This window comes from Roseibium sp. MMSF_3544, from assembly GCF_030732845.1.
Classification (GTDB): Bacteria; Pseudomonadota; Alphaproteobacteria; order Rhizobiales; family Stappiaceae; genus Roseibium.
In genome coordinates this window covers 104135-129936 of sequence record NZ_JASHKA010000013.1, presented here as the reverse complement: position 1 = coordinate 129936, position 25802 = coordinate 104135, and the positions used below count along the sequence as shown (strand labels likewise).

Here is a 25802-nt window from a genome sequence, read left to right as displayed (position 1 = left end):
AAGCTGATTATTGGTCCGCAGCGGCGAACCTCTTGTCTTTCCGTTCCGTTTTGTTCAGTTGGTCAAACCATTTTGATATTGGTCTGTTTGGCACTAGAACTACTTGGAACGTTGCTCAATCAGTGCTTATGTGTTGATGAAAACATGAACGTCGGGGCGAAAGAAGCCTGTTTTTCAACCCAATTATCAAAATGGTTCAGAATGGTTCGCAGTGCTCAAGACGCAACGAAAGACGTGGAATTGCTCAGAAATTTCCTGAACGATCGGGAAATGGCGCTTAACGGCAGACTTCCTCCGGAACGCAGTCTCTGCGAGGAGCTTGGAATTTCGCGTGGCAAGTTGCGCAACGCGCTAGCACAGCTCGAGGCGGAGGGGCAAATCTGGCGTCACGTCGGGCGTGGAACCTTTTTCGGGCCTCGGCCAGTCCTTAATTTGAGCGAGGTTGAGTACCTTAGTGAACAGTGCAGGCCGACCGAAGTCATCGAAGCGCGGATGGCCATTGAGCCGCAGATGGCGAAACTGGCCGCGCTTCACGGAACAGCTTCCAACTTTGCCGAGATGCGGCGCTGCGTGCGGCTCTGCAAGTCTGCAAAAGACTGGCGCGTCTACGAGTCCTGGGACAACAACTTCCACCAGGCGATTGCCGCTGCGACCTGCAACAAATTGCTGATCAGCCTGTTTGACACGCTCAACATCGTGCGACGGTCGACGGTCTGGGGGCAAATGCGGGCGACCAGACTTCCCCCGAAGGATCACAAGAGCTTTGCCGAACACGACGCGATTTATGATGCAATTGTCGACCGGGATCCGGAGCGGGCAGCCGAAGCGATGAGAACGCATCTGCGGTCGGTTCGCGACAGGTCCTACAAGCCGTTTGACGACTAGACAGTGGTCACTTGAGCTGGTTCATGGCCGTCTGAACGCCACCTTCGTTGTGCGGGACACCAGCCCGGGCAAGGCTCATTTCCACACCTGCCAGTGTCGCTGACAGCATGAGGTCGTTGAAATCGCCGAGATGACCAATGCGGAAAACGCGATCGGCGACTTTCGACAATCCGTTTCCGAGCGAGATGTCGAACGATTGAAGCGCGGTGTTTCGGAAAGCGTCCGCGCTGTGACCATCCGGCATAACGACCGCAGTCAGGACGCCGCTCTCCTGTCCTTGCCGCGCACAGAGGACATCCAGCCCCCAGGTTTTCACCGCTGAGCGGGTCGCTGCGCCATGACGGGCGTGGCGTGCAAACACGTTGTCGAGCCCTTCTTCCTCAAGCATTTCGATGGCTTCGTTCAGACCGTAGAGAAGATTGGTTGCGGGCGTGTACGGGAAAAAACCTTTGGAATTGGGTCCAAGCATGTCGGACCAGTCCCAATAGGAGCGTTGCAGCGATGCCGATTTGTGGGCAGCCAGAGCCTTTTCGCTGATCGCGTTGAAAGACAGGCCCGGCGGCAGCATCAATCCTTTTTGTGAGCCGGCTATGCAAACGTCTATGCCCCACGCATCGAAGCACAAATCGATCGAGGCAAGGCCTGATATTGTATCGACAAGAAACAGGGCCGGGTGGTTGGCCTCGTCGATGGCCTTTCGAATTTCAGCAATTGGCGAGACCGAACCTGTCGAGGTTTCGTTGTGTACCACGCAAACTGCTCTGATCTCGTGACCTGAGTCCTGTTTGAGCCGCTCGCAAATCAGGTCCGGGTCGGCACCTGCGCGCCAGTCTCCGCCAATGACTTCAGCATCCAGACCGATCTTTTTTGCAAGGCTGCTCCACGTCGCAGCAAAATGACCGGTCTCATACATGAGCACTTTGTCGCCCGGAGAAAGCGTGTTGACGAGAGCAGCTTCCCAGGCACCTGTACCGGAGCTCGGGTAGATGATCACGGACGACTCGGTCTTGAAGATCCGCTTCATGCCCTCAAGCGCAGTGCGCCCGACTTCGGCAAAGTCAGGACCCCGGTGGTCGATTGTCTGTCTGCTGATGGCCTGAAGGATCCTGTCCGGCACGGCGCTCGGTCCTGGAATCTGAAGGAAATGGCGGCCGGCTTTTCTCATGACTGATCCCCTTGAGGACATTTCTGCAAGGACGGTGCTTGCTGATAATGAATTATGAATTCATAATTCAGTCAACCTAATCCTGAACGGGAGACGAGAATGGAGGCTGCCGGAGGTCCATTTGCAGCGCTGGCGCAACATGTTGAGGGTGAAGTCTTCACTGATGCGTTTTCACGCGGCCGGTATGCAACGGACGCTTCGATTTATCAGGTCATGCCGGAAGGTATCCTGATCCCGAAATCCGTCGAGGATGTTCATTCGGCTTTGGAATTTGCGAAGAGCGAAGGCCACTCCATTCTTGCGCGTGGCGGGGGAACCTCCCAATGCGGTCAGACCGTCAACTCCTCCCTGGTCATCGACAACAGCAAGTATCTGAACAAGATACTTAATCTTGATACTGACGGACTGACTTGCACCGTGCAGCCAGGCCTCGTTTTGGACGAACTCAACCGTGTTCTCAAACCACATGGGCTCTGGTTCCCTGTCGACGTTTCGACATCGTCCCGGGCAACGATCGGTGGCATGGCGGCCAACAACTCGTGCGGCGGTCAGTCGCTCAAATACGGCACGATGCGACACAACGTTCTGGCGATCAAAAGCATCTTGTCCGACGGGTCGGAGCTGCACTTTCAGAATGGCGGCATCGAAGGAGACAAGGTTGGCCTCCAGCAGTTTCTGCAAGATCTCGGGGCAAGAGAAGCTGCGGAAATCAAAGACAGGTTTCCGAGTGTTCTAAGGCGTGTGGGCGGCTACAACATTGACGCCCTGGTCCCAGCCGACGACCCCATAAACTATTCGCATTTGCTTGTCGGCTCGGAAGGAACGCTCGCCTATTTTTCAGAAATAGACCTCAAGCTATCGCGCTTGCCGGGTGAGAAGGTGCTTGGGATCTGTCATTTTCCGACTTTTTCCGATGCCATGCGTGCGGCCAAGGATCTCGTCGAACTGAAACCGCAGTCGGTCGAGTTGGTTGACGACACCATGATAGAGCTCGCGCGGGGCATCCCGGTGTTTCGGGAAACGGTAGATGCCTTTGTCAGGGGCGCGCCTGCTGCCCTGTTGCTGGTCGAATTCGCTGAGGGCGACGCCGCGCTCAACCAGAAGCGCTTAAAGGCTCTTGAGGACCTGATGGGTGACCTCGGTTACGCATTCGGAAAGCCAGGGGCCAAGGACGGTGGATGCGTTGCCGTCACCGATGCTATCGCTCAGGCAAAGATTTCCGAGTTCCGCAAGGCAGGCCTCAACATCATGATGTCGATGAAGGAGGCCGGAAAACCGGTTTCCTTCGTTGAAGATTGCGCCGTTGGGCTGGATGACCTTGATGCCTATACATCTGGTCTCACGCAGATTTTCACGCGTCATGGGACGCGTGGAACGTGGTATGCGCACGCCTCGGTCGGGTGCTTGCACGTGCGGCCCGTCCTAAATCTCAAGCTCGACCAGGATGTTCACGCGATGCGATCCATCGCGGAAGAGTGTTTTGAGCTGGTGAAGAAGTACAAGGGATCTCACTCTGGAGAACATGGCGATGGCATCGTCCGTTCCGAATTTCACGAGATGATGTTTGGTCAGCGCATGGTGAAAAGCTTCGAGGAGGTCAAAACCCGATTCGATCCTCAGAACATGTTCAATCCCAACCGGATTGTTTCGCCGCCGAAAATGGATGACCGCAGCTTGTTTCGATACGGGCCCAATTACACCGACGCTGCACCTGAAACTGCCTTCGACTGGTCCGCCTGGCCCGGAAAGGGAGGGCTTCAGGGCGCAGTCGAGATGTGCAACAACAATGGTGCGTGCCGGAAGCTCCAGGCAGGTGTCATGTGCCCCTCGTTCCGCGTGACAAGAGATGAGAAGCATGTTGTCAGAGGCCGTGCCAATTCTCTGCGGCTTGCCCTGTCAGGTCAGCTTGGCGCCGACGCGTTGACCTCAGACGAAATGCTGGAAAGTCTCAAGCTCTGTGTGTCCTGCAAGGCTTGCAAGCGCGAGTGCCCGACAGGCGTCGACATGGCCAGAATGAAAGCTGAGGTCCTGGCAGCGCGGCGAAAGAAGAAGGGCATGAGGATTACCGACAGATTGATTGGTTATTTGCCGCGCTATGCGCCTTACGCGTCAAAGGCCCGTTGGTCAGCGCGATTGCCGCGGACTGTTCCGGGAGGCGGCGCTCTTTTCGAGGCGATGACCGGTTTCAGCCGGGCACGGCCTTTGCCCGACTGGTCGAAGTCACCGTTCAAAACGTCTGAGTACCAGGACGAGAACCCGGACGTTGTTTTGTTCGCCGACGTCTTCAACCGGTATTTTGAACCGGAAAACCTGCGCGCCGCCTGTCGGCTCGTGAGGTCTGCCGGACTGAAGGTCCAGGTGGCTCGTCCGCTTGAGGGCAGGCGCGATCTTGATTGCGGCAGAAGCCTGATCGCCGTGGGTGCCCTCGATGAAGCGAGACTGGAAGCAGAGCGGGTGCTTGCAGCGCTGCTGCCGCATGTTGAAGCCGGGCGGCCGATCATAGGTCTGGAACCGTCGTCGCTCCTGACGCTGCGCGATGAATTTCCGGCGCTCTTGCCTGGGGAAGCAAGTGCGAGGGTTGCCGGTGCGGCGCAGATGTTCGAGGCGTTTTTCTTGTCCAGTCCTGCCATGCTGGAGCTTCGATTTCGTCCAGCACACTCCGCGATTCTCATACACGGGCATTGTCATCAGAAGGCTCACGCCGAAATGCCGGCGGTGCTGGATGTCCTGTCGCGTATCCCCGGCACGGATGTTTCACAAATTGAAACAAGCTGTTGCGGAATGGCAGGCGCGTTTGGCTATCAAAAGGAAACTGCGGAAATGTCCCTGAAGATGGGGGAACTCAGCCTCTTTCCCGCAATCCGAGAAGCGCCTGATTGTATCCTCGTGGCTGATGGATTTTCGTGCCGTCACCAGATTTTTCATGGAACGAAAAGAGATGCCGTCCATGTCGCCCGGCTTCTTGAGACCCTTGGGAGCGACTGAGATGAAATCAAAGACCGGTGTCACTCCAATCGACCGTCCGTCTCTTCATGCGCAACTGGTCGATCGATTGCGCGAGCTCCTTCTGGAAGATGCGTTTCCGCCTGGAAGCAAAATTCCCGAAGCAGACCTTTGCCAAAGTTTTGCAGTCTCACGGACGCCCATGCGTGAGGCCCTCAAGGTTCTGGCATCCGAAGGCGTCGTGCAGCTTGTGCCTAATCGTGGTGCCTGGGTCGCGGATATTGACATTGAAGAATTGGAAGCCGGATTTCCGGTTCTGGCGGCATTGGAAGCGCTCGCTGGCAAACTGGCCTGCGCAAGGATAACCGACACTGAAATTGCAAAGGCTGAAAAACACACCAAGGCGATGGCAGCTTTCTTCAAATCGGGTGACAGGAGAGCCTACTTCCGTGAAAACGAAGCGATCCACAGGCTGATCCTGGAGGCGGCTGCAAATCCGATCCTGTCACAACAGCACGAGGCTCTGGCAGTCCGTCTGCGAACGGGGCGGTTCAAGGCGAATGAAGACCAGGCCCGATGGGCACAAGCGGTTGAAGAACATGAGGCTATCGTCTCTGCGCTTCGAGAACGGAATGCTGACTTGTTGTCGAAATTGCTTGAAACGCATATCGAAAACAAGTTTCAGGCTTTGATCAGGATGGTGCGCCAGGGGTAAGGCAATTTGCTCTGAGCTCAAATCAGTACGAGGTCAGACCTCCGGAGCGCAGAGACAGGATCAGCGCGCGTTCGGGCCAGGTCTCCCGCCCGCCGCGGGCTCGAATTTCGACCAACTGAAGACGGGCGGCATCGAAGTCGCCTTTTTCCGCAAGTCCCATTCCGAAATAGGACCGGGCAAGGAGGTTGTCTGGGTTCGCGGTAAGGGCCGCCTGGTAGTAACGCGCTGCTGACGTCCAGTCTCCTGATTTTCTGGCGAGAAAACCGCGATACGTCAAAACCCGGGACCCCATCTGATCCGCCATCGTATCGAGTGCACGGCCCGCAGCTTGCAGTCTACCGGCATACGCCAGTTCGCGTGCTGCAAGGAACCGGTCTTCATCTCGGAACAGATGAGACTCCAGTTTTACGCAGCGCTCGGTTTCCTTGTCCCATGCCGTCCCATCCGGGCATTCGGTTGACGTTTGTGTCGGCTTGGGCGGCGTTTCGTATTCGTCGGGATCGACTGCACCGGCGGCTGTACTGATCAGGACTGCAATCAGGCCAACAAATAATCGCTTCATGGAAACAGTCTCCTGGCTGTGCAAATCAGGATATGATCGAGGTGCGTCATCGCGGCAATCAAAAAGCTTGGTAGCATTGCTTTGGGGAAATTTTACTAAGACCCACTACCATTGCGTGCGATTGACCATTTCGACTCGAGCTTCGGCACACATTCAAGACATTCAATAGATTGAATCAAGGCCTATGACATTACCGCCAAAAACGCTGCATTTTATCAAGAAGCTCAAGGCAAACACGGATCCGGTTGAAATTGCTGCACGCCTGACACCGCGTGACGGGGTTCCGGCTCCCTTGATGACCTTGCCGAAAACAAGTGCTTCGGTGATTTCCAGGATCTGGTCACGCTTGACGGAGACAGGCGTTCCCGAAACTGCAAAGTCGGAATTGGCCGACGACCGCACAGTGGAGACAGCAGAAGCCTACACAGGCAGCATCGAGAATATGATCGGCACGGTCAAAGTCCCGGTCGGCGCGGTCGGGCCGCTGCGGATCAATGGGGTCTTTGCGCATGGTGATTTTTTCGTGCCACTCGCAACGACGGAAGCCGCGCTGGTGGCGTCCTATGCACGTGGTGCGAAAGCCGTCGGCAGTGCGGGCGGCGTCAGCGTTGCGACACTCGGCGAGGGTGTTTTGCGGACACCAGCTTTCCGGTTTTCCTCGATTGGGGAAGCGGGCCTTTTCGTCGATTGGGCTATGTCGTCGTCAGAGGCACTGACTGCGGCAGCAGAAGCGACCACGCAACATGGCAAGCTGCTTTCCATCGACCCGGTAATTGACGGTGAAATCGTGTTTTTGATGTGCTGGTACGAGACGGGTGACGCCGCTGGCCAGAACATGGTCACCTTCGCGACAGAAGCCCTTTGTGCGCACGCACTGGAAGCGTCGACAGTAAAGCCCCGGTCCTGGTTCCTGGAAGCCAACTTGTCGGGTGACAAGAAGGCGAGTTTTCTCGGCACGATGCTGGGACGCGGGCGCCGTGTGACTGCACAGGTTGATCTTCCCCGTGACATCGTTGAAACGACACTTGGTGCGACAATCGATCAGATCCTTGAATATGGCCGGATCGCAAATCTCGGCGCGCTAATGACGGGCCAGGTCGGCGCACAGGCTCACTTCGCGAACGGGCTTGCTGCCCTTTACCTTGCTACCGGGCAGGACGTTGCCTGCGTCGCGGAATCCGCCGTCGGCTTTACACGGATGGAAGCAAGCGAGAAAGGCCTGCTTGTCACAGTCACGCTTCCTAACCTGATGCTCGGCACGGTGGGCGGCGGCACAAGTTTACCGTCTCAGTCTGCCAGTCTTGATGTCATGGGCCTGAAAGGTGCAGGGAAAGCCTCGGCTCTAGCCGAAGTGGCCGCCGCGCTCTGCCTGTGTGGTGAGTTGTCACTAACCGCAGCCGTCGCAAGCGGTCAATTTGGCAGTGCGCATAAGCGCCTTGCACGGGACAGCAAGACATGAACGAACGGGCAGAGCAGGGTGCTTCGCTCCTGGCAAGGCTGTGGATTTATCAAGCCGAGCGCTTTCCGCTTGTGCAGACCGTTCCTCTTTTGGGCGTGTTTTCAGCAGCCTCCGTGACAGCATCCGCCCGGCTTGCCGAGCGTCCTCTCCCCGGAATTTCCGTTTATCTGGTGGCCTTTCTGATCGCGATGGTTTTCTTCTGGCAGATGCGTGCGCTGGATGAGGTCAAGGATGCGGATATAGATCGGAAATACCGGCCAGAGCGTCCTGTCCCACGCGGCCTGGTCTCACTCAAGTTGATTGTCTGGCTTGCAGCGATTGCGGCTCTGCCGGCGGTTCTGGCGGCGTATGCGCTGTCTCCCGGCCTGGTACTGCTGGTTGGCCTGGTATGGGTTTGGCTTGGTCTGATGACGGCCGAGTTTTTCATTCCTGAGGTGCTGCGCAGCTCGCCCGCTCTCTACCTCCTGTCGCATATGGCGATCATGCCGCTGATCGATCTTGTTTTGACCGGCTGCGAGTGGCTTCCTTACGGTTCGATGCCTGCCGGCATCTGGACGTTTCTCTTGATGAGTCTTTGCAACGGCTGTGTCATGGAGTTCGGACGCAAGATCTGGGCACCTGCGCAGGAGCGCGAAGGCGTTGAAACCTACAGCTCTTCCTGGGGCATACCCACCTCGCTGAAAGCACTTTCGATCTCGGTCTTGGCGGCGTTCTTTGCGCTTGTTGTGTGTGGCGTCTATTTGGAACGACCGATCATCACGGCCGTATGTGGTCTTGCCGTGTTGGTGCCTTTCGGCATGGTTCTCGTCAAATTCGCGCGCAATCCGGACAAGGCGCAGCAGAAGCGTCTTGAAAACATGTCGGGACTTTGGGTTCTGGTCTGTTATCTCGCAGCTGCATTTGCACCGGCACTTGGAGATGTCCTGTGAGCGCGCTTTTTCGCTCCGATAACGCACACGCGGCATCGACCGAAGTCGTGGGCGGAAAAGCTTTTGTTCTTGCTGAACTGATGCAAGCCGGGTTCCAGGTTCCTGCATTCCTTGTGATCGCACCCGAAGGCTTCACCGACGAACGTCTCAGCGCAAACATCCAAGAGGACCTTCAGGCGGCGTTGAGCGGACTATCCGGAACCGGGTACGCGGTCCGCTCATCGGGCCGTGCCGAAGACGGTGCAGCGGACTCTCATGCAGGGCAATATCTGACACTTCTGGATGTTCCCGCTGAAGAGGTTCCGGCTGCTGCGGAACGGGTGTTTGCGTCCGGTCTTGACGATAGCGTTGCCGCCTACCGGGCCGCTCGTGGCCGCGATGGGTCGGACCTGCCGTCCGTGATTGTCCAGCAAATGGTCAAGGCGCGCGCAGCTGGTGTTGCTTTTGCCGCCGAGCCGGTGTCCGGAAGGCGCGACCAGATCGTGATCAGCGCAACAGCCGGTCTTGGCGACAAGCTGGTCTCCGGTGAAGTCAGCGGTGAAACCTGGCGATTTTCGATCCCGGAACTTGAGATCCTCGAGCGGCCATCCAATGATCCGGTCCTGAGCCGGGAGGATGCGACAGCGGTCGCCAATCTGTGCGCAGACGTCAGTAAGACCAAGCAGGCGCCACAGGACATTGAATGGGCTTTGGCATCGGGAACAGACGACCTTTTCCTGTTGCAGGCGAGACCGATCACGTCGCACTTGTTGCCGGAAGGGGCCGCCGAAACGCGGCTTTTGGTTTTCGACAACTCCAATATCGTTGAAAGCTATCCCGGTCTTGTCTCGCCGTTGACCTACAGCTTTGCCGTGACGGCCTACGCGCGGGTCTATCGGACGTTCCTTGGCATAATCGGCATTCCGGAGCGCGTTATCCAATCCCATCAGCCGGATCTTGCCAACATGCTCGCGCGCATCGACGGCCGGATGTACTACAACCTTGGAAACTGGTACCGGCTGTTGTCTTTGTTGCCGTTCTTTTCCAGTAATCGGCAGCACATGGAAACGATGATGGGTGTGTCAGAGCCTCTTCCGGAAGAGGTGATGGCCGGGATTGCACCGTCCAAGAGTTTCTTCTCTGCGATCAAAATGGTCACCAAACTCGGAATTGCTGCGCTGCGCCTGAACACGACCAGGACGGGGTTCATGAACAGGATAGCTGCAACTGTGCCACCACGCGCTGAATGGGAGAGTTTGTCCAAGCGCCCTCTGTCGGAGCTTGCTGCAGAGTATCGCCGCGTCGAAACTGCGCTGCTCGACGACTGGGACGCACCGATTGTGAACGACTTTCTTTGCATGATGGCGTTTGGAGGCTCGCGCTCGATGCTGGAGAACTGGGCGGGCAGAGAAGGACTGACGCTGCACAATGATGTGCTGATCGGGCAGGGCGACATCGTGTCGGCTGAACCGGCAAGATTGATCCAGAAGATGGGAGAGGTCGTGCGCCAGACTCCAGAGGGCGAAAACATTCTGGCATCAGAAGACCGCGAAGCAATCTTCGCCCTGCCAGAACTCGCACCGTTGCTGGATGACTATCTGGAGCGCTTTGGCGACCGGCGCATTGGAGAGCTGAAGCTTGAGGAGCCGACACTCGACGAAGAGCCCGGCGCCTTGTTCCGTGCGGTGCTGGCATCGGCCTCTCGTGCAAGGGCAAAGACCGAGAGGGTGGCGCCAGAGTCGGGTCTACATCGGCTTTTTCATCGCCGGCCTTTCAAACGCCTTCTTGCCGGATGGGCGTTATCCTACGCAAAGGCTCGCGTTCGCGACCGTGAAAACCTTCGTTTTGAGCGGACGCGGATCTTCGGCTATGCCCGCCGGGTGTTTCGCGCGATGGGAACCTCGCTGACGGCAACAGGTCACCTTGAAACGCGAGACGACGTGTTCTTTCTGACGCTAGATGAATTGCTTGCGATTGCCGAAGGCGCGGCTGCGGACAGTAATTTGAAGGCTCTCGTAGCCATTCGGCGGAACGAACAGGAAGAAGCGGCCAGATTGCCCGAACCGCCCGAGAGGATCCTGGTTCGTGGGTCCGTCGTCGATCGGTCGAGACGGCAAGATCGCATGCGCGTGTCGGTAGCGAATGACGATGAGCTCAGAAGAACCGGTACGGCCTGCGGAGGCGGTGTTGTTGAAGGCATTGCACGGGTCATTCGTGACCCGGCAGAAGAACAGGTTCAGGCGGGCGAAATCCTCGTGGCCCGTCATACGGATCCGGGTTGGATTTCGCACTTTGCCAACGCGGCCGCGGTGATCGGCGAGCGTGGCAGCGTTCTATCCCATTCCGCCATTGTCTCGCGTGAACTTGGTATCCCCTGTGTCGTTGCCGTAAAGGATGCGTGCAGCTGGATCGAGACAGGCGACAGGTTGGAGGTCGACGGCTCCAACGGATGGGTCAGGAAACTGCCGTGAGCGCATCAATCGACCAGCGAGCAAGCTTTGAAGCCATCCGCTATGCAAGGGCATGGGAAGATGCCGACATTCTGCTTGCCGGTATGAACCAGTCCGCCGGGCAACGGTTCCTGTCGATCTGTGCCGCAGGTGACAACGTGCTCGCACTGCTTTTGCTGGATCCAGAAGAAGTTGTTGCCGCAGACCTGTCGGAGGCACAAATCGCCTGCCTCCGGTTGCGGATCGCCGCGTTTCAAACGCTTGCGCATGACGAGTTCCTGGAACTTTTCGGCGCCGTACCGTCGTCACGCCGGGAGCATTTGTTTGAACGTGTTCTAAGCGCCTGCGGCGACGGAACGAAGGATTTCTGGAAGAACCTGACACCGATTGTGGTGGAACGAGGTGCTGGAAGCGTCGGTAAATTCGAAAACTATTTTCTTTTGTTTCGGCGCTACGTGCTGCCTTTGATCCACTCCCGAAAAACTGTTGAAGATGTTTTTGTGAAACGCGACTACGACGAACGGGTTCGGTTTTTCGAGCGACGCTGGAACAACAGCCGCTGGAAACTGGCAACCAGCTTCTTTTTTTCCCGCAGACTGATGGGGTGGCTCGGACGTGATCCTGCGTTTTTCGATCACGTGGAAGGAAGTGCCGGCGCTCATGTTCGGCGAAAGGTCCGTTTTGCTGCAGTGGAGCAGGACCCAAGCGAAAACCCGTATATGCGGGAAATCCTGACCGGGCAGACCGGTGCGGCGTTGCCGACGGCCTGGCGTGCTGAGAACTACGCACTGATCGCAGAGCGCCTCGATCGGCTAACCCTTAGGCATGGGGCCATCGATGCCATCTTGGACGGACCGTATGACGGTTTCAATCTGTCCGATATTTTCGAATACATGTCGATGGACGTGACCGCTGAGATCTACGGCAAATTGCTTGCAAAAGCTGCTCCCGGAGCCAGGCTGGTCTACTGGAACATGATGGCGCCAAGACAGGCACCAGCCGCCTTCGGCGATCGGGTAAAACGTCTCTCCGAACTCGAAGCGCGGCTGAAACGGGAAGACAAAGCGTTTTTTTATTCTGACCTCGTCATCGAGGAGGTCGCCGCTTGATCTTGCAGATCCTTGTCGCCGTTGCCTCTGTGATGGCGCTATTTGCGCTTGCTGCCCTTATTCGCAAGCTTTCCGGCCGCTTTGTGATCGGCGCGGAAAGCCAGCGCAAAGCGGTTCACGTCGGCGTCGGGCTGCATGCCATGGTGTTGCCGTTGATCCTCCACAGAGAAGGGTTTCTCGTTTTTGCTGTCCTTGCCGCTGCTGCACTCCTGGTGCTCCGGCTGCCCGGGATCGCCGCCAAGGGTCTTGGTGCATCGCTCCATTCGGTGGAGCGCCAGTCCTGGGGCGACTTTCTGTTTCTGATTGCGATCACGGTGCTTTTTGTGCTCTCGCCCGGCGACCCGGCGCTTTACGTTTTGCCGATCGCGGTGCTGACGTTGTCCGATGCCGCCGCGGCGCTTGTGGGCACAAGTTATGGACGCCTGCGCTTCGGGGAGGGTGACCGCGTCAAGAGCGCCGAGGGCAGCATCGCGTTCTTTGTGGTGACCTGGATGACCGTGGTGATCATTCTCTTGTCCGCGACGGAGATTCCGCGGCAGAACGTGATCTGGCTGGCCACGATGGTCTCCCTGTTTGCCACCTATGTCGAAGCCGACAGTTGGCGGGGCCTCGACAATCTTTTCGTACCCGTTGGAATTCATATCCTTCTTGTCATCTGGGCAGAGTCGCCACCGCTGATCCTGGGCGCGATAACAACCGGCTGGCTTATCGTGCTCCTGGCGGCCCGATATGCTGCACCTCTTGTCGGCATGACGCCCCATGCTGCCCGCGCTGCGTCAGTCGCCCTCATCCTGTCGGTGATCGTGGCAAATCCGATAAACGCCATACTCCCGGTCCTGGCATTTTTCGCCGCTCTCGTTGCGCGGCCTGCAGCGGAGGGCGTGGATGCCGTGCTCGACTATGTCAGCACACTGGTCTTGACCGGCATGATCTGGATCATCACAGGAACGGTCTTCGGCACGAATGCCATTGCCTACTACTCGGCAACCTTCGCTGCCATTGGGGCCGGATACGCCGCATTTGCCATGCGACAGTCCAGGTTCCGAATTCCGGCCGGCGTGGCCGCGGCCATTTTGGCGACCGGTATCTACTGGCTGCTGTTTCCGGCAGTCATCCGCCACATGGGCTGGGTACCTGCCTTGCCTCTAGGTGCTGTGGTCGCGGCGGCCACTCTGTTGACCGTGATGACGGAAACACTTCGTCCCAAAACCTGGGGGGAGCGTGGTCCGGGTCTGCGCTTTGCAGCAACGGCCCTGCTGTTGCTGCTCCCTGCCTATTTCCATGAGGCCCTGTAATGACGACACGTCTTGAGATTTATCGGGAGGCACCGTCCTGGAATGGTCTGCGCACCGCTGCGATCGGCACAGGCTTGTGTGCAGATGCAGAGAGCGGTGCTGCCTTCCTCAATGAAGCCTGCGAAACGCTTCGAAAGAAAGGGATCCAGGCGGTTGTCGGACCGATGGACGGGTCTACGTGGGGAAAATACCGCTTGCCTGTCTGGACGGACGGAAGTCCCGGTTTCCTGATGGAGCCGGACGCCGGACCCGATGATCTCGCAGCTTACGAGAAGGCAGGCTTCGAGATCGCCGAGCTGCATGCCTCTGCAACAGCAAAACCCGGCTCACGCGGATATGCTGAGGCGGTCAAAGGAATTGTGGTGGAAGCCTGGAATGGCGAGGACGCGGAGGCTCTCCTTGCAAGTGCCCACGAACTCGTCATGGACGGGTTTCGAACAACACCTTTCTTCACACCGGTTCCATTAGAGATTTTTCTTCAGCGATACATGCCGCTCCTGGCACATGCCGATCCCAGATTTATCCTTCGCGCGCTCGACAGTGACAGTAAGGCGAGGGGATTGACCCTGGCTTTCCCCGATCCTTTGCGCAAGGGTGCGGTGGTGCTGAAGACTTATGTTGGCGCCGTTCCCGGTGCCGGGCGCGCCATGGCGGACCGCGTGCACGGTCTTGCTGAGGAACACGGTTTCAGTGAAGTCATTCACGCGCTCATGCGAGCAGGCATCGCTTCGGAGGCGCAAAGCCGCAAGTTCGGTGGGACGGTCTTTCGCCGCTATGCCTTGATGGGGCGGCTGCTTTGAACCTGATTGACGACTTCCTGTTAAAGGCCCAACGGCAAGGTGAGCGCACCGCGATCATCGACCGGTCGGGCACAGTGGTGAGTTATGGCGAGCTCGAACGCCGGTCTGCCAGGCTCGCCGCCGCGTTTGCGTCAAAAGGGATCGGAAAGCGTGACCGGGTGCTCGTAGGGGTCTTTCCCGGCATTGATCTTTACGCAGGCCTCGCTGCGCTTTGGCGCTTGGGTGCGGTCGCCGTCTTTCCTGAACCTGCAATGGGTCTTGCCGGGTTTCGGCATGCGGCTTCGGTGACCAGACCTAAGGCTCTCCTGGCATCGCCTGCCATCAGGGCACTGGCTTTTTTCCTGCCGGAGACGCGGTCCATTCCCATTCGGCTTTCTGCTGCGATGGAAGGCAGCGCGATAAATGATCAGTGTGAGAGCCTCGGGCGCGGTGACCCGGCGTTGATTTCCTTTACGAGTGGAAGTACGGGCGAACCGAAGGCAATCGAACGGTCACACGGGCTTATGAAGGCGCAGCATAGCGCCTTGGCGCCACTGATTGCGTCTGATCGCGATGAAACGGATATTGTCGCTTTTCCCGCCTTCGTCCTGACCTGCATCGGCCACGGGTCGACGGCCGTGATGCCGAATTGGAACCTGCGCCGGCATGATCGCACCGGTGCAGACCGCATTCGTCGTCTTGCGCAAAGTGTTGCCGCAACCCGCCTTCTGGTGCCGCCGGTGATTGTTGATCGGCTTGCCGGCGCTCCACTCGGCAGTGGTCTTCAAAGGGTGATGACCGGAGGTGGGCCGCTTTATCCCGACGTCGCGCGCCGGTTTATCGAACACAACCCAACGATAGGATTGACCGTTGTCTATGGATCGACGGAAGCAGAGCCCGTTGCCCATGCGCATCTGGAGAGCTTAAGCGAAGCAGACTGGGATGCGGCCGGCTCCGGACAGGGACTTCCGGTCGGAACGCCCGTCAAAGAAGTCGCGCTAAAGTTTGCCGATGACGAAATCCTGGTCTCCGGGCCACACGTCAATCGCGGTTATCTTGACGCCTCCCGGGATCTTGAAACCAAACTTGTTGAAGGCGAAACCGTCTGGCATCGCACCGGCGATGCGGGTCGGTTGGACGGCGAAGGCCGGCTCTGGCTTCTTGGCCGGCATGCTGCTTCGACGAAAGGTCTTTATGCATTTTCTGTCGAGACAGCGGCGCGCCTTTGGCCTGGGGTGGCGGGAGCTGCCTTTGCGGTCGACAGCGAAGGCCGGCCGGTCTTGTTCGTTTCGGGCGATGCCGGCAGTCTCTCTGATTGGCACGATCGTGCAAGCCGCATCGGAACGTTTGAAATTGAACACGTCGCACAGATCCCCATGGATCGCCGGCACCGGTCCAAGCCGGACGTTCGTGCTCTCTTTGCGAAATCTCGCCGTCATTCGGCCTGAGTTCAAGCAAGCTGGCATCTTGTTTAAAACCTGTTTTTGTCAGTTGTTTGCCACCTGAAGTTCAGCGCAGGCGTTATGACGAGCGGGTTGGTGTTCACCCAACAGACGACCCGAACTGAGCGCCGAAACTGCGACCATCAAGCTGGTTGGTCGATCGTTGCAAGTATTGTTACTGGTTTGAACGGTTTGCCTGCTGTGGTATCCAACCCTCACAAACGACATCGAAAAACAGGTTGAGGACATTCGGGTACATGACTTCGGATGCACAGTTCACTGACGCACTGGTCGAGATCGTCGGTGCTTCTTTTGTACGGACCAGTTCCGCGGGCACGAAGCGCTTCCGGACAGGATTTCGCTCAGGAGAGGGTGAAGCCGAAGTTGTCGTTATTCCCGGCACACTTCTCGAAATGTGGCGCGTGCTGAAAGCCTGTGTTGCCGCTGACCGGATCGTCATCATGCAAGCCGCTAACACCGGATTGACGGAAGGATCGACCCCGAGTGGCGATTATGACCGCGATGTCGTGATCATCAACACGCTGCGTCTCGACAATATCCATGTGCTGAAAGACGGGCATCAGATCATCGGTCTGCCGGGGAGCACGCTCTACAAGCTGGAGAGGTTGCTGAAGCCACTCGGCAGAGAACCTCATTCGATCATTGGATCCTCCAACATCGGCGCATCGATCGTTGGGGGCGTCTGCAACAACTCCGGGGGCGCTCTAACCCAACGCGGACCCGCTTATACGGAGCTTGCTCTCTACGCTCAAATCGGCAGCGACGGTGTGCTGCGCCTGGTAAATCATCTCGGGATTGACCTTGGCGACACGCCGGAGGAGATCCTGGAAAGGCTCGAGCAAGGCCGGTTTACAGAAGTTGACATCAAGGAGGGTGTCGGACGCGCGTCGGATGATGGCTACACTGATAAGGTTCGGGATGTCACCGCTTCAACACCCTCACGCTACAATGCCGATCCGGACAGATTGTTCGAGGCGTCGGGCTCTGCTGGCAAGTTGGCGGTTTTCGCGGTCCGGCTCGATACCTATCCGGCGATCGGCGAAGAGCGCGTCTACTATATCGGCACCAATGATCCGGCGGACTTGAAAGTTCTGCGTCGCCGCATTTTGACCGAGTGTGACGAACTGCCGATCTGTGGCGAGTACGTCCACCGCGAACTCTTTGACGTCGCACGAAAATACGGCAAAGACACACTGATGATGATCCACTGGTTCGGTACGGATCGTCTGCCGATGTTCTTCGCAATCAAGGGCGCCATGGATGCGCGTCTGAACAAAATTCCATTCCTGCCGAGCAATCTGGTCGATCGTGCGATGCAGGTATTCAGTCGCTTGGTTCCAGAACCTCTGCCGAAGCGCATGCTGGACTGGCGCGCTCGCTACGAACATCACCTAATCTTGAAGGTTGGCCCGCAAATAGCAGAGGCGGTTGAAGCAATCCTCACGGAAACGCTTGGAAAGGACGCCTGGTTTGCCTGCAACGAGGCAGAGGCCAAGAAGGCGATGCTGCATCGATTTGCTGCGGCAGGCGCAGGGGTGCGATATCACGCGGTCCACTCGAACGAGGTCGAAGATGTCATCGCACTCGACATCGCCCTGGCGCGCAACGAGGAAGACTGGTTTGAAACGCTCCCGGAAGACATCGAGAAAGACCTGATTTCAAAGCTCTATTATGGCCACTTCTTTTGCCACGTTTTTCACCAGGATTACGTGGTGCGCAAGGGAGCCGACCCCAAGGCGATCAAGCAGAAAATGCTAGCGCTATTGGACAAGCGCGGCGCCGAATACCCGGCCGAGCACAATGTCGGCCACCTCTATACTGCAAAGCCTGCGCTCGCCGCGTTTTATGAAGACCTCGACCCGACCAACAGCTTCAATCCCGGCATTGGAAAAACATCCAAACAAAAGCGACACCCGGCGCACGAACCGGCAAACTGACACGGCTCTGGTCTGCTGTTCTCTTTGATGTTGTGTTTGCGAAGCACTAAGCTCCACCGGCTCTGTTTGGTCACACTTTGCAACCGTTCATCGACACTCCACAGAGCCTTGGTGACGGAATAATCTGATCGTCTCCGCACAAGTGGCCCCCCAAAATTTCAAACTTTGGATCTTTCCGGGCAACCACTTTTGATGCATGGGAACGCGAGTGAACAGGAGAACAAGCTTCATGCCGAGTGACCGGGACAACACCAACCCTCTGATTCTTCCCGATGATCTGCCACAGCCGGTCGATGATGGCGAGGCTGATCATCTGACCGGGATGACGTTCTCCGCTGTGCCGCTTCCTGCCACGACCGGCACGTTGGTTGATCTTTCCAAGGTGCCTGGCCGGGTTATTGTCTATGCCTATCCGATGACGGGTGTCCCGGGTGTCGAGCTGCCACCGGGCTGGAACGATATTCCCGGCGCACGGGGATGCACGCCGCAGACATTGTCGTTTCAAGCCGAAACGGACGTATTCTCGGCTTTGGGGGTCACTGTCTTTGGTTTGAGCACACAGACTGCGGATTATCAGAAGGAACTCTCCGACCGTCTGGGCCTGACTTTTCCAATCCTGAGCGATGCCCGGTTCGAACTGACCGATGCGATGCGCCTTCCGACCATGATTGTGGAGGGGATGCGGTTGATGAAGCGCTTGACCCTCATTCTCAAGGACGGGGTTGTCGAAAAGGTTTTCTATCCCGTGTTTCCGCCGAACAGGGCGGCTGCCGAGGTCATCGCCTGGCTTCAGGACAACACGGTGCAGGCGAACGGTTCCGGTGTGCTGATCTATACCACGCCGGAATGTCCCCATTGCCAGGCTGCCAAGGCTCTCCTCCAGAACAAAGGAACGCCCTTTATCGAGGTGGATGTCGAGCGCGATCCCGAGGCTGCAAATGTCATGGTTGCGCGCAGTGGCGGCCGGCGAACCGTCCCGCAAATCTTCGTTGGATCGACGCATGTCGGCGGCGGCGATGATCTTGCCTCCCTTGAGCAGTCGGGGCGTCTGGATGCGCTGCTTGAAGGAGCACTGAATTAGCAGAGGATCTCTCCAGTTCGGCAGTCGACTCGGGACAGGCGAATTTGAGGCAATCGCGAAAACGGGCGCGGACTTAAAGGTCCAGGCTCTGCATTTGATTGCTGCATTTCATGCTGTGACCGGCTGACGCAGGACGTGTGGCCGCAGGCCGGCGATTTCATATTGAGTAGGTAAATTCCCTGACCCATATGCCAGGCAAGTGACCAACCAACGAGGCATGCTTGCCAGGCAGGACCGATGGAAGAACTCCTTCTCAGCCGCATTCAGTTTGCGGCGAACATCTCATTTCACATTCTTTTTCCGACAATTACGATCGCGCTCGGGTGGGTGCTGCTGTTCTTCAAGATGCGCTTCAACGCCACCGGGGACGACCGCTGGATGGCCGCCTACATGTTCTGGGTGAAGATCTTTGCCCTGTCCTTCGGTCTCGGCGTGGTCAGCGGAATCACCATGAGCTTCCAGTTCGGCACAAACTGGCCGGGCTTCATGGAAACAGTCGGCAACGTGGCCGGACCTCTCCTGGCCTATGAAGTTCTGACGGCCTTCTTTCTGGAAGCGGCCTTCCTCGGCATCATGTTGTTCGGTGCATCGCGGGTTCCCAATTGGCTGCACACGCTGGCAACATTCCTGGTTGCTTTCGGCACCACCATGAGCGCTTTCTGGATCCTTGTTCTAAATTCCTGGATGCACACGCCAACCGGGTTTGAATTGCGCGACGGAATTGTACACGCAACCGATTGGTGGGCGATCGTCTTCAATCCGTCCATGCCGTATCGCCTCGTTCACATGCTGCTTGCGAGCGGACTGACCGTTGCCTTCCTGATTGTCGGCATCTCGGCTTACCGCCGCCTGATTGGCGACCGGTCAAAAGGCGTGCGGCTGACGCTCAAGACAGGTGCGTGGCTGGCCGCGATCCTGATCCCCTTGCAGATCTGGGCAGGCGATATGCACGGCCTCAACACGCTGGAGCACCAGCCGCAGAAAGTGGCGGCAATGGAAGGTAACTGGAACACGTCTACTCACGTTCCGCTGCTCCTGTTCGCCATTCCCAATGAGGAAAAGCGTCAAAACGATTTCGAAATCGGTGTCCCGAACGGCGCATCCCTCATTCTCAAACACGACCCGGCGGGAGTGGTCCCGGGCCTCAATGACTTTTACGCCGATGATGGAACGGCCCTGCATCCGCCGGTGACGCCTGTGTTCTGGTCATTCCGTGTGATGGTCGGGACCGGGGTCCTGATGCTGGCAATGAGTTGGGCGACCGTCCTCATGATGCGCCGAAGCGGCGGGGTCGATGGCTTGAACCCGTGGCTTCTGCGCGGCCTCGTGGCGATGACATTTTCCGGTTGGGTGGCCACGCTTGCCGGCTGGTACACCACGGAAATCGGCCGCCAGCCGTGGCTGGTTCAAGGTGTCCTGACCACCGAAGCGGCGGTTGCCGATGTTCCGGCTCCCATGGTGGCGACAACGCTTGTTGCCTATCTGGCCGTCTATGCCGTGCTGCTCGTGGCCTATATCACGGTCATTTTCCGGTTGGCCCGCAAGGCGAGCGATGCGGAAGAGAACCGGCCACATTCAGGTGCGGCCCAAGTGGCCCTGGTTCCGGCGGAGTAAACCGACATGACCCTTTTTGGAGACCCCACCGTCTGGTTGCCGCTGGCCTTTGCCGCACTCATGGGCATCTCGATCCTCGTCTATGTCGTGCTGGATGGTTTCGATCTCGGTGTCGGCATCCTGCTGCCGCTTGGTGATGAAGATGAAAAGGACCGCATGATTGCTGCGATCGGTCCGTTCTGGGATGCAAACGAAACCTGGCTGGTATTGGCGGTCGGGCTGTTGCTCGTCGCCTTTCCCGTTGCGCACGGCGTCATCCTGACGGCGCTCTACTTGCCCGTCGCGGTCATGCTGATCGGCCTGATCCTACGCGGTGTCGCCTTTGAATTCCGTGCCAAAACGAGCGGCACTCAAAAACGCCGCTGGAACCAGGCCTTTTTCGCAGGCTCGGTGTCCGCATCGCTCGCGCAAGGTTACATGCTCGGGCTTTACATCATGGGCCTTCAACACACACCGGCATCGATCGCATTCGGCGTTCTGACGGCCCTTTGCCTGACGGCCGGATATGGCTTCATCGGCGCGACCTGGCTGATCATCAAGTCCGAAGGGGTGCTGCAACGAAAGGCGATCCGGTGGGCACGCAGGCGGCTTTGGGGCGTGATGCTCGGACTTGGCGCGATTTCGCTCGCAAGCCCGTTGGTGAGCGAACGGATTTTCGAGAAGTGGTTCTCGTTTCCCTCGATGATCCTCCTGGCACCGCTGCCGCTGATGTCGGGCTTGCTGGTGTTCATCATTTACACCGCGTTGAAGCATCTGCCTGCCAGGGATGACAAATGGGCCTGGGTTCCGTTTACCGCAACAGCTTGCCTGTTTTTCCTGGCCTTTGTCGGTCTGGCCTATTCCTTCTACCCTTATGTGGTGCCGGAGAAGCTGACCCTTTATGAAAGTGCCAGCGCACCGGAGAGCCTGTTCATCATTTTGCTCGGCGCACTTTTCGTGCTGCCGGTGATCATCGGCTACACGATCCTCGCCTATACGGTTTTCCGCGGCAAAGCGACCGAACTGCGCTACGACTGACCGAACAAAATGGCGAACGGTGGCTGAATATGTTGCCCGTGGTGACCCGGAACAGATCTTCGAGCCTGATGACAAGCGAAGTGCTCGCATTCGAAACGAAAACCCGCCCGTCAGATCAACGGGCGGGTTTTTGTTGTCTGGGCGCCGGGAGCCGCGCTGTGGCAGGTGGTGAGCCCGCCTTGGCGGACTCCCGACTAAGCCGTGCGCGTCAGGAGCAGCCGCTCGTTGCGCCGCAGGTGTCGCATTTGAGGCAGGTGCCGTTGCGGACCATGGTGAAGTTGCCGCATTCGGAGCAGCTTTCGCCTTCATAGCCCTTCATGCGTGCCTGGGCGATCTGCTGGGCTGCCGACGAGACCTGCGGGGCAGGGACGCTGACTTCGACCGCTGCAGCGGTGCTTTCCGAGCCGCGGGCAAAGGCCGTGGCGACCGCGGAGACCTGCGCAGCTGGGGTGTTTGCCGTCTGCACGGATATCGCCTCGGTGGTTTCACCAGCTGGTTCGCTTGCACCGGCGACCAGCCGGAAACGCTCGGTCTGGCCACGAACGAGGCCGTGCGAAACGATCTGGCCACCCTGACCGCGATCATCGCTGGACGAAGTGCCTTCGCCTGTGTTGCCGAAGACTTCCGGCGGCACATGGGCCAGGTCGTGACGTCCGAGATAGGACACGGCCAACTCGCGGAAGACGTAATCGAGGATCGAGGTTGCGTTCTTGATCGCGTCGTTGCCCTGCACCATGCCGGCCGGCTCAAACTTGGTGAAGGTGAACGCATCGACATATTCTTCGAGCGGCACACCGTATTGCAGACCAAGCGAGACGGAGATGGCGAAGTTGTTGATGAAGGCGCGCAGGGCAGAGCCTTCCTTGTTCATATCAAGGAAGATTTCGCCAAGACGGCCGTCGTGGTACTCGCCGGTCCGCAAGAACACCGTGTGTCCACCGATTTTTGCCTTCTGGGTATAACCCTTGCGGCGGGCCGGCAGTTTTTCCTGCTCGCGAACAACCCGTTCGACAATGCGCTCGACGATCCGTTCCGCCACGACCTCGGCCTTGGCTGCCTGTGGCTTGGCTGCGATCTCCTCGAGTGCATCCTCCTGCTCGTCGTCCTCATCGGCCAGAAGCTGGGCGTTGAGAGGTTGAGACAGCTTGGACCCGTCGCGATAAAGCGCATTTGCCTTCAACGCGAGCTTCCAGGACAGCATATAGGCTTCCTTGCAGTCCTCGACCGTCGCATCGTTCGGCATGTTGATGGTCTTGGAGATCGCACCGGAGATAAACGGCTGGGCTGCCGCCATCATGCGGATGTGGCTTTCCACAGAGAGGAAGCGCTTGCCGATACGGCCGCACGGGTTGGCGCAGTCAAAGACCGGATAGTGCTCTTCCTTGAGGAACGGCGCACCTTCAAGGGTCATCGCGCCACAGACATGCGTGTTGGCTGCTTCGATATCGGCTTTGGAAAAGCCGAGGAACGACAGGAGGTTGAATTCCTGATCCTCGAGCTGTTCGTCCGAGACGCCAAGTGACTTCAGTTGGTCATCTCCGAGTGTCCAGCGATTGAACACGAACTTGATGTCGAAGGCCGACTTCATGCCGTCCTTGAGCTTGCCGAGGCTTTCTTCCGAAAATCCTTTCGCCGCAAGGCTGGCAGGATTGATGGCCGGTGCCTGGTCCAGCGAGCCGTGACCGACTGCGTAGGCTTCGATCTCGCCGATCTCGCTTTCCGCGTAGCCGAGAACACGCAGGGCTTCCGGAACGGCGCGGTTGATGATCTTGAAGTAGCCGCCACCGGCGAGTTTCTTGAACTTCACAAGGGCAAAGTCCGGCTCGATCCCGGTGGTGTCGCAGTCCATGACGAGACCGATCGTGCCGGTCGGAGCAATCACGGTCGACTGCGCATTGCGGAAGCCGTTCTTTTCGCCAAGTTCCAGAGCACGGTCCCAAGCCTTCCTGGCCCGCTCCACGATCACCTGATCCGGGCAGGAGGCGTGATCCAGGGGCACCGGATTGGTGTTGAGGCCTTCATAGCCGTCCTCCTCGCCATAGGCAGCGCGGCGGTGGTTGCGGATGACCTTCAGCATATGCTTGGCGTTTTTCTTGTAGCCCGGGAAAGACCCGAGTTCACCGGCCATTTCTGCAGATGTGGCATAGGCAACACCGGTCATGACCGCAGTCAGGGCACCGCAAAGGGCGCGGCCCTCATCGGAGTCGTAGGAAATGCCGGAGGTCATCAGAAGTCCGCCAATGTTGGCGTATCCGAGGCCAAGCGTGCGGAACTTGTAGGACAGTTCAGCGATTTCCTTGGACGGGAACTGCGCCATCAGCACCGAGACTTCAAGCACGATGGTCCACAGACGCACTGCGTGCTCGTAGCTTTCGATGTCGAAGGACCGGTCGTCCCTGCGGAACTGCATCAGGTTCAGCGACGCCAGGTTACAGGCCGTGTCGTCCAGGAACATGTACTCCGAGCACGGATTGGACGCGCGGATTTCACCATCGGCAAGGCACGTATGCCAGTCGTTGATCGTGGTGTGGTACTGAAGGCCCGGATCGGCGGATGCCCAAGCGGCATAACCGATTTGTTCCCAGAGTTCCTTCGCCTTGACGGATTTCAGCGTTTCACCGGTTCGGCGCGACGTCAGGTCCCACTCGCTGTCGGACATGACGGCGTCGAGAAAGCCGTCAGTGACACGCACGGAGTTGTTCGAGTTCTGTCCGGCTACGGTCAGGTAGGCTTCTGAGTCCCAATCCGTGTTGTAGGTCGGAAATTCGATCTTGGTGAAACCCTGCTTTGCAAACTGGATGACACGCTGGATGTAGTTTTCCGGCACCATCATTTTCTTGGCAGCGCGGATTTCGCGCTTGAGGGCAGGGTTCTTCGCCGGATCGAAACAATCGCCGTGATCCGCCTCGCAGTTGACGCAGGCGCGCATGATGGCCGAGAGGTGCTTCTGGCAGATCTTGGAGCCTGTGACGAGGGCCGCCACCTTCTGCTCTTCCTTGACCTTCCAGTTGACGTATTCCTCAATGTCGGGGTGATCGACGTCCACGACAACCATTTTGGCTGCGCGGCGCGTCGTGCCGCCGGACTTGATGGCGCCCGCGGCCCGGTCGCCAATCTTCAGGAAGCTCATCAGACCGGAAGACTTGCCGCCGCCGGACAGTTTTTCGCCTTCGGAGCGCACATGTGAGAAGTTTGAGCCGGTGCCCGAACCGTATTTGAAGAGCCGGGCTTCACGCACCCAAAGGTCCATGATGCCGCCGTCATTCACAAGATCGTCCTGAACAGACTGAATGAAGCAGGCATGCGGCTGCGGGTGCTCATAGGCCGTTTTTGACTTGGTCAGCTTGCCGGTCTGGAAATCGACATACATGTGACCCTGGCTGGGACCGTCGATCCCGTAAGCCCAGTGCAGACCGGTGTTGAACCATTGCGGTGAGTTCGGAGCAACCTTTTGCGTCGCCAGCATGTAGCGCAGCTCGTCATAAAAGGCCTGGGCATCCGACTCCTGATCGAAATATCCGCCTTTCCAGCCCCAGTACGTCCACGTGCCTGCAAGGCGGTCGAAAACCTGACGTCCGTCGATCTCCGATCCGTAGCGCTCGTCTTCCGGCAGATCGCTCATGGCGTCTTCGTCGGCTTCATGACGCCACAGGAAGGAGGGAACCGTGTTTTCTTCAACAGCCCTCAATTTGGCTGGGACACCTGCCTTGCGGAAATACTTTTGTGCCAGGATGTCAGAGGCGACCTGAGAGAACTGGGCCGGGACCTGGATGTTCTCCAGGCGAAACACAATCGATCCGTCAGGATTGCGGATTTCACTTGTTGCAGTCCGAAATTCGATGCCGGCGTAAGGCGATTTGCCTTCTTCGGTGTAGCGCCGCTCTATCCGCATTCTAAAAGTCCCCTTATGTCCCCAGCCGGTTCGCCCCGAACCGGTCCAATTCCACCATGCGCCCGGCGAGACGATCCCGTCTGCCTCTCCGCCGGATGCTGTTGCACTTCGACAGGTGTAACCCTGTATGTAGCCTGCTCTGTATCTGGGTCTACTATATATAGTAGTCATCAACAGGTTTGTCACGATGTGCGCCCTGAAAAAGGCGCGCAAAAACCCGTCTTCCGATTTTGGTCGAAAGCTCGGAAACGGAACGCTTTTACTTTAGTGTTTCGGATGACCGGAGCGTCCGGAAGGGCGCCCGACTACTCACATCGCAATAATAAGAAACGTAATGTAAATGAATTCTTAAGGTCAAGGCATGACCGACAACAGCTTGTGTCGTCGCTGTGGGCAAACGCAAAATATTGTGTGCCTGTGTGGATTGTGGGGAGCGCGTGAACCAAGGGAATTTGGCACTTGCTTTCCTGGCAAACGAGTGACGCGCATGGAAAGTCAACTTCGCTGTGGATGACTATAGCCCTGCTT

Annotated in this window: 17 protein-coding genes; 14 read left to right on the top strand and 3 right to left on the bottom strand. The window is 57.9% G+C overall.

The features are described 5' to 3' along the window. Positions 1-201 precede the first annotated feature (201 nt). Complete coding sequence (locus RBB47_RS19190) at positions 202-885, top strand: FadR/GntR family transcriptional regulator (RefSeq protein WP_305987483.1); 684 nt, start codon at positions 202-204, stop codon at positions 883-885. Positions 886-892: 7 nt separating this feature from the next. Here the strand turns inward: RBB47_RS19190 and RBB47_RS19185 are convergent, their stop codons facing one another. After that, entirely contained in the window at positions 893-2050 is a 1158-nt protein-coding gene (locus tag RBB47_RS19185) for an alanine--glyoxylate aminotransferase family protein (RefSeq protein WP_305987482.1), read from the bottom strand. Positions 2051-2149: 99 nt separating this feature from the next. On the opposite strand from RBB47_RS19185, the gene RBB47_RS19180 reads away from it, so the two are divergent. Further along, positions 2150-5035: an FAD-binding and (Fe-S)-binding domain-containing protein gene (locus tag RBB47_RS19180; protein WP_305987481.1), complete on the top strand. Its 2886-nt coding sequence runs from the start codon at positions 2150-2152 to the stop codon at positions 5033-5035. Position 5036: 1 nt separating this feature from the next. Then, positions 5037-5708: a GntR family transcriptional regulator gene (locus RBB47_RS19175; RefSeq protein ID WP_305987480.1), complete on the top strand. Its 672-nt coding sequence runs from the start codon at positions 5037-5039 to the stop codon at positions 5706-5708. Positions 5709-5730: 22 nt separating this feature from the next. Here RBB47_RS19175 and RBB47_RS19170 read toward each other — a convergent pair whose 3' ends face one another. Continuing rightward, positions 5731-6270, bottom strand: coding sequence for a tetratricopeptide repeat protein (locus RBB47_RS19170; RefSeq protein WP_305987479.1), 540 nt, complete (start codon positions 6268-6270; stop codon positions 5731-5733). Between the two features lie 184 nt (positions 6271-6454). Between RBB47_RS19170 and RBB47_RS19165 the strand changes: the two genes are divergently transcribed. From RBB47_RS19165 to RBB47_RS19110, 11 genes are all read left to right on the top strand, one after another. Further along, a complete protein-coding gene (locus tag RBB47_RS19165) occupies positions 6455-7729 on the top strand; it encodes a hypothetical protein (RefSeq protein WP_305987478.1) in 1275 nt (424 codons plus the stop codon). Then, positions 7726-8658: a UbiA family prenyltransferase gene (locus RBB47_RS19160; protein WP_305987477.1), complete on the top strand. Its 933-nt coding sequence runs from the start codon at positions 7726-7728 to the stop codon at positions 8656-8658. The genes RBB47_RS19165 and RBB47_RS19160 overlap by 4 nt, the downstream gene beginning before the upstream one ends. After that, positions 8655-11108, top strand: a complete 2454-nt coding sequence (locus RBB47_RS19155) for a PEP/pyruvate-binding domain-containing protein (protein ID WP_305987476.1) — start codon at positions 8655-8657, stop codon at positions 11106-11108. Before RBB47_RS19160 ends, RBB47_RS19155 begins: the two co-directional genes overlap by 4 nt. Continuing rightward, positions 11105-12196, top strand: coding sequence for a DUF3419 family protein (locus tag RBB47_RS19150; RefSeq protein WP_305987475.1), 1092 nt, complete (start codon positions 11105-11107; stop codon positions 12194-12196). Before RBB47_RS19155 ends, RBB47_RS19150 begins: the two co-directional genes overlap by 4 nt. Then, positions 12193-13491 carry a hypothetical protein gene (locus tag RBB47_RS19145; RefSeq protein ID WP_305987474.1) on the top strand — a complete coding sequence of 433 codons (1299 nt, stop codon included), beginning with the start codon at positions 12193-12195 and terminating at the stop codon, positions 13489-13491. The genes RBB47_RS19150 and RBB47_RS19145 overlap by 4 nt, the downstream gene beginning before the upstream one ends. Continuing rightward, a complete protein-coding gene (locus RBB47_RS19140) occupies positions 13491-14291 on the top strand; it encodes a hypothetical protein (RefSeq protein WP_305987473.1) in 801 nt (266 codons plus the stop codon). The genes RBB47_RS19145 and RBB47_RS19140 overlap by 1 nt, the downstream gene beginning before the upstream one ends. Next, the gene (locus RBB47_RS19135) at positions 14288-15718 is read left to right on the top strand and encodes an AMP-binding protein (protein WP_305987472.1); all 1431 of its coding nucleotides are present in this window, start codon (positions 14288-14290) and stop codon (positions 15716-15718) included. Before RBB47_RS19140 ends, RBB47_RS19135 begins: the two co-directional genes overlap by 4 nt. A 251-nt stretch (positions 15719-15969) precedes the next feature. After that, the gene (dld, locus tag RBB47_RS19130; RefSeq protein ID WP_305987471.1) at positions 15970-17670 is read left to right on the top strand and encodes a D-lactate dehydrogenase; all 1701 of its coding nucleotides are present in this window, start codon (positions 15970-15972) and stop codon (positions 17668-17670) included. Positions 17671-17899: 229 nt separating this feature from the next. Next, positions 17900-18751 carry a glutaredoxin 3 gene (gene grxC, locus RBB47_RS19125; protein ID WP_371932817.1) on the top strand — a complete coding sequence of 284 codons (852 nt, stop codon included), beginning with the start codon at positions 17900-17902 and terminating at the stop codon, positions 18749-18751. A gap of 237 nt (positions 18752-18988) precedes the next feature. Then, entirely contained in the window at positions 18989-20365 is a 1377-nt protein-coding gene (locus RBB47_RS19115; protein ID WP_305987470.1) for a cytochrome ubiquinol oxidase subunit I, read from the top strand. 6 nt (positions 20366-20371) lie between these two features. Continuing rightward, complete coding sequence (locus RBB47_RS19110; RefSeq protein WP_305987469.1) at positions 20372-21382, top strand: cytochrome d ubiquinol oxidase subunit II; 1011 nt, start codon at positions 20372-20374, stop codon at positions 21380-21382. Between the two features lie 208 nt (positions 21383-21590). On the opposite strand, the gene RBB47_RS19105 is transcribed toward RBB47_RS19110, so the two are convergent. Continuing rightward, positions 21591-25274: a vitamin B12-dependent ribonucleotide reductase gene (locus RBB47_RS19105; protein WP_305987468.1), complete on the bottom strand. Its 3684-nt coding sequence runs from the start codon at positions 25272-25274 to the stop codon at positions 21591-21593. Positions 25275-25802: the final 528 nt, after the last annotated feature.